4 protein-coding genes and 1 riboswitch are annotated in these 4,572 nt (G+C 66.2%); of the genes, 3 read left to right on the forward strand and 1 reads right to left on the reverse strand.

The annotated features are described in order from the left end of the window. Nucleotides 1-69 precede the first annotated feature (69 nt). Complete coding sequence (gene cobU, locus WA702_RS30410; protein WP_425114232.1) at nucleotides 70-606, reverse strand: bifunctional adenosylcobinamide kinase/adenosylcobinamide-phosphate guanylyltransferase; 537 nt, start codon at nucleotides 604-606, stop codon at nucleotides 70-72. Between the two features lie 37 nt (nucleotides 607-643). Next, nucleotides 644-835: riboswitch (cobalamin riboswitch) on the forward strand. Nucleotides 836-998: 163 nt separating this feature from the next. Here cobU and WA702_RS30415 point away from each other — a divergent pair. From WA702_RS30415 to WA702_RS30425, 3 genes are all read left to right on the forward strand, one after another. After that, a complete protein-coding gene (locus WA702_RS30415) occupies nucleotides 999-1,406 on the forward strand; it encodes a DUF1636 domain-containing protein (RefSeq protein ID WP_425114233.1) in 408 nt (135 codons plus the stop codon). Next, nucleotides 1,403-2,440 (forward strand): cobalamin biosynthesis protein CobW, encoded by a 1,038-nt coding sequence (cobW, locus tag WA702_RS30420; protein ID WP_425114234.1) that lies wholly within the window; start codon nucleotides 1,403-1,405, stop codon nucleotides 2,438-2,440. Before WA702_RS30415 ends, cobW begins: the two co-directional genes overlap by 4 nt. Before the next feature lie 2 nt (nucleotides 2,441-2,442). After that, on the forward strand, nucleotides 2,443-4,572 hold a 2,130-nt coding region (locus WA702_RS30425; protein WP_425114235.1), incomplete at its 3' end, for a cobaltochelatase subunit CobN.

Consider the following 4,572-nt stretch of genomic DNA (forward strand, 5'->3'; position numbering starts at 1 on the left):
GGTTCTCCATCTTGGCCTTGTGGCGTGCATCCTCAGTGCTGTCGGTCATGGCTGCAGTCCCTTGCGTTACTATTTCAATGTCAGCGGCAGGCCGGCGGCCATCAACACCACGCGATCGGCACGCGCCGCGACTTGCTGGTTGAGGCGCCCCTGGGCGTCGCGAAAGCGCCGCGCCAGCGCATTGTCCGGCACGATGCCAAGCCCGACCTCGTTGGAGACGATCACGAGCGGGCTCGCCGCAGCCGTCAGAGCCCCGATCAACCTGTCGCAGGCGGCCTCGACATCACGGCCGTCGAGCATGACATTGCTGAGCCAGAGCGTCAGGCAATCGATCAGCATCGTCTGACCCGAGCCAGCCTGCGCGGAGATCGCGTCAGCGAGATCGAGCGGGGCCTCGATCGTCGTCCATCCCTCCACGCGACAGCTTCGGTGCTGCGCGATCCGTGCAGTCATCTCGTCGTCGTAGGCCTGTGCGGTCGCGACGTAGATCCAGGGCGGCGGGGTTGCGGTCACCAGCCCCTCGGCATGGCGGCTTTTGCCCGAGCGCGCACCGCCCAGCACCAAGGTCAGGCGCGGTGGTCGCGGACGGGGCGAGGGGTGGTCCATGGTGGGCAGGATTCCAATTGACGGGCTGCGGCCCGACCCGTATCTAGCAAATGACGGTTCTCCGAAAGGAGAGATTTAGGGAACGCGGTGCGGGCATTCGCCCCAGGCCGCGGCTGCCCCCGCAACTGTAATCGGCGAGTGCGAGGCCTCAATACCACTGGGAAACCGGGAAGGTGGCCGCGTGCAGTGACCCGAGAGCCAGGAGACCTGCCGTCGACATAGCTGTTGGCCGACCCGTCGCGCGGGGAGTCGCGATGCAGGGTTATGATCCCGGATATCGCATCGGGATGCCGTCGGGCGCAGCGCATTGCAGGAACCATCGCGGTTCCGGCTTCGACGGAGACGGCCATGAGATTCCCGAACTGCCTCGTCCACCGCGTGATCGGCTCGTGATGGAGTCCAGCGACACAACCCTGTTCGTCTGCGTCACCTGCCGGGCGCAGACGACAGATGCTCCGCAAGCCGATCTGCCACGCCCCGGTGCGCGCCTGCTTGCAGCGATCAACGCGGTGCCCGAGGCACAACGCGCGGGCCTCGCCATCGAACCGGTGGAATGCCTGTCGAACTGCAATCGCTCCTGCACGGTCGCGGTCAGCGCGCCCGGCAAATGGACCTATGTGCTCGGCACGCTCGATCCCGATCTGCACGTCGACGACGTACTGACATTCGCACGGGCACATCGTGCGCATGAGGCCGGGCTGCCGGCTTGGCGGACGCGGCCCGAATACATCAGGAAGAATACGATTTCCCGCGTGCCGCCACTGCCGTCGCGCGCGCCTGACGAGGTTTCATCGCAATGAGCAGCTCCTTCGCCAAGACACCTTGCACGATCGTTACCGGCTTCCTCGGCGCCGGCAAGACCACGCTGGTGCGCAATTTGATCGAGACTGCGAATGGCCGGCGGCTCGCGATCATCGTCAATGAATTCGGCGATGTCGGCATCGACGGCGACATCTTGAAGAGCTGCGGCGTGCCGAATTGTCCGGAGGATCGCATCGTCGAACTGTCCAATGGCTGCATCTGTTGCACGGTGGCCGATGATTTCGTGCCGGCGCTCAAAAGCCTGCTCGACCAGAAGGAGCCGCCGGAGCACATCGTGATCGAGACTTCGGGGCTGGCGCTGCCGAAGCCGCTGGTGCAAGCCTTCAACTGGCCTGAGATCAAAACCCGGGTGACGGTCGACGGCGTGGTGGCTGTGGTCGACGGACCCGCCGTCGTCGCCGGGCGTTTTGCCGATGACCCTGCAGCGCTCGCCGCGCAGCGCGCCGGCGACACCTCGGTCGATCACGACAATCCGCTGGAAGAGGTGTTCGAGGACCAGTTGCTCTGTGCCGACCTGATCGTGCTGAACAAGAGCGATCTGATGACGGAGGACGAGCGCAAGCACGTCGTCTCCGAAATCGCCGGCAAGGTGCAGCGCGCGGTCAAGGTGGTCGCAGCCGAGCACGGCAAGCTGTCCGCCTCTGTGCTGCTGGGGCTCGGTGCTGCGGCGGAAGCCGATCTCGCCGCGCGGCCATCGCATCACGACAGCGAGGCCGAGCACGATCACGATGATTTCGAGAGTTTTGTATTGGACGTGCCGCGGCAGGCTTCGCCCGATGAATTGGCCGCGCGTATCAGAGCGGCCGTCGAGGGGCATGATGTGTTGCGGGTGAAGGGCTTCGTCGAAGTCGCTGGCAAGCCGCTGCGCCTTTTGGTGCAGGGCGTCGGCAATCGGATCCAGCACCAGTTCGAGCGCGCGTGGCGTGCCGGCGAGAGCCGGCAGGGGCGGCTGGTCGTGATCGGTGAGCGCGGGCTCGACGTGCCCGCGATCACCAGCTTGATCGCAGGCTAAGAATGCATCTGCTGGCGACATCGGGCGCGGATCTCGACGGCCTCGAACAGGCCGTCGACCTCGCGCAGTCGCCGGCCGAAGTGGTCGTGCTGTCATTCTCCGACAGCGATCTCTCCGCGCTCGCGGAGGCCTGGACCGCGGCGTCGGCCGAGCTGCCGAGCCTACGGCTCGCCAGTCTGAAGCGGCTCAAGCATCCGATGTCGGTCGATCTCTATCTCGACCGTGTCGTGGCGCAATCGCGCGCCGTCGTGGTGCGGTGCCTCGGCGGGCTCGACTACTGGCGCTATGGGCTCGAGCATCTCGCCGCGCTATGCCGCAGCCGCAGCATCATGCTTGCGGTGCTGCCGGGCGACGATCGCGCCGACGATCGACTGGACGCGTTATCGACATTGCCGGCTGAAGCGACGGCGCGGCTTTACGCTTATCTGCACGAGGGCGGCGCGGGCAATGCGCGCGAGGCGCTGCGCTATCTCGGCTCGCTGTTGAGGCGGGAGTTATCCTTTGCCGAACCGGTCACGATCGGGCCGATCGTTGGCTTCGTGGCCGGGCGCGGTGCGGTGCCGATCGACGAACTGTGTGCAGTCAATGATGTCAGGCCGTGCGCGCTCATCGCGTTCTATCGCGCCGGCCTCCTGGCGGCCGACACCGCGGCAATTGCCGCACTCCAGCAGGCGCTCGACGGCGAGGGGCTTGCCGCGGTCGCGGTGGCGGTCACCAGCCTGAAGGACCCCGATGTTGCCGACGCATTGGACCGGTTGATCGCGACACGGCGGCCATCCGTCATCCTCAATGCGACGGCGTTCTCTGCGCTGCGCGAGGATGGCTCGACCGTGCTCGACCAGGCCGACGTGCCGGTGCTGCAGGTCGTGCAGGCGCAAAGTAGCGCGGAGGCGTGGGCTTCGTCGTTGCGTGGCCTGTCGCCGACCGATCTCGCCATGAACGTGGTATTGCCCGAGCTCGACGGCCGGCTGCTGGCGCGGACCATCGCGTTCAAGGACGAGGCGCCGCTCGACGAGCGGCTGCAGTTCGGCGCGGTGCGCCATGTGCCGCTGCCGGACCGCATCGTTTTCGTCGCGCAACTCGCCGCGCGCTGGGCACGCCTGCGCACGATCCCGAAGGCCAAGCGCCGCCTTGCCTTGATGCTGTCTGATTATCCAGCCCGCGGCGGCCGGCGCGGCTACGCAGTTGGGCTTGACACGGCACCGAGCGCGGCCGAGATCGCGCGGATGCTGGCGGAGCAGGGCTATGATGTCGGCTCTTCGGTGCGTACGGAAGATGTCGAGGCGCTGCTGAAGGATGATGCCGGCGAGCTTGTGATTTCGCTCGCAGACTATCAGCTTTATTTCGCAGCCTTACCTGATGAACTGCAGGGTGAACTCAGGAATTGCTGGGGCGCGGCGGAATCCGATCCTGCCTTTGCCAATGGCGCGTTTCGCTTCCATGTGCTGCGCGCCGGCAATCTGCTGATCCTGCTGCAGCCCGATCGCGGCGCACATACCGATCGCAAGGCCGGCTATCACGACACGTCAGTGCCGCCGCGCCATGCCTTTGTCGCGCTCTATGCGCATCTGCGCGAGGCCGAACGCATCGATGCACTGGTGCATCTCGGCGCGCACGGCACCTTGGAATGGCTGCCGGGCAAGGCGCTGGCGCTGTCGCAAAGCTGCTGGCCGGAGGCGGTGCTCGGCCCGGTGCCGGTGATCTATCCCTTCATCGTCAACAATCCCGGCGAGGCTGTTCAGGCCAAGCGCCGGCTGGCCGCGGTCACGCTCGGCCATCTGACGCCGCCATTGTCGCAAGCCGGCCTGCACGGCCCGCTGCTCGATCTTGAAGGTCTGGTCGAGGAGTATGCCGAGGCCGACGGGCTCGACAGGCGCCGGCTGAAACTACTCGAGGACGAGATCGTCGAGCGCGCCTGGGCCAGTGGCCTCGCCGCGGAATGCGGTCTCGCACGCGAGACGACCGGGCGCGAGGCGATCGCGCAGCTTGATGCGCAGCTCTGCGACATCAAGGAGCTCGCGGTGCGCGACCGGCTGCATGTGTTCGGTCTCACTCCTGACGATGACGCGGTCGCGCTGCTTAGCAATGCGATTGTCGCTGCTGCAGGCCGGCCGGTCAATTGGACCGATATC

This window comes from Bradyrhizobium sp., assembly GCF_049798375.1.
In the GTDB taxonomy this organism is placed as follows: Bacteria; Pseudomonadota; Alphaproteobacteria; order Rhizobiales; family Xanthobacteraceae; genus Bradyrhizobium.

What these genes read in the sequence shown, in the direction of transcription:
- cobU (WP_425114232.1), bottom strand. Translation starts at nt 606, where the DNA reads ATGGACCACCCCTCGCCCCGTCCGCGACCACCGCGCCTGACCTTGGTG.
- cobW (WP_425114234.1), top strand. Translation starts at nt 1,403, where the DNA reads ATGAGCAGCTCCTTCGCCAAGACACCTTGCACGATCGTTACCGGCTTC.
- WA702_RS30415 (WP_425114233.1), top strand. Translation starts at nt 999, where the DNA reads ATGGAGTCCAGCGACACAACCCTGTTCGTCTGCGTCACCTGCCGGGCG.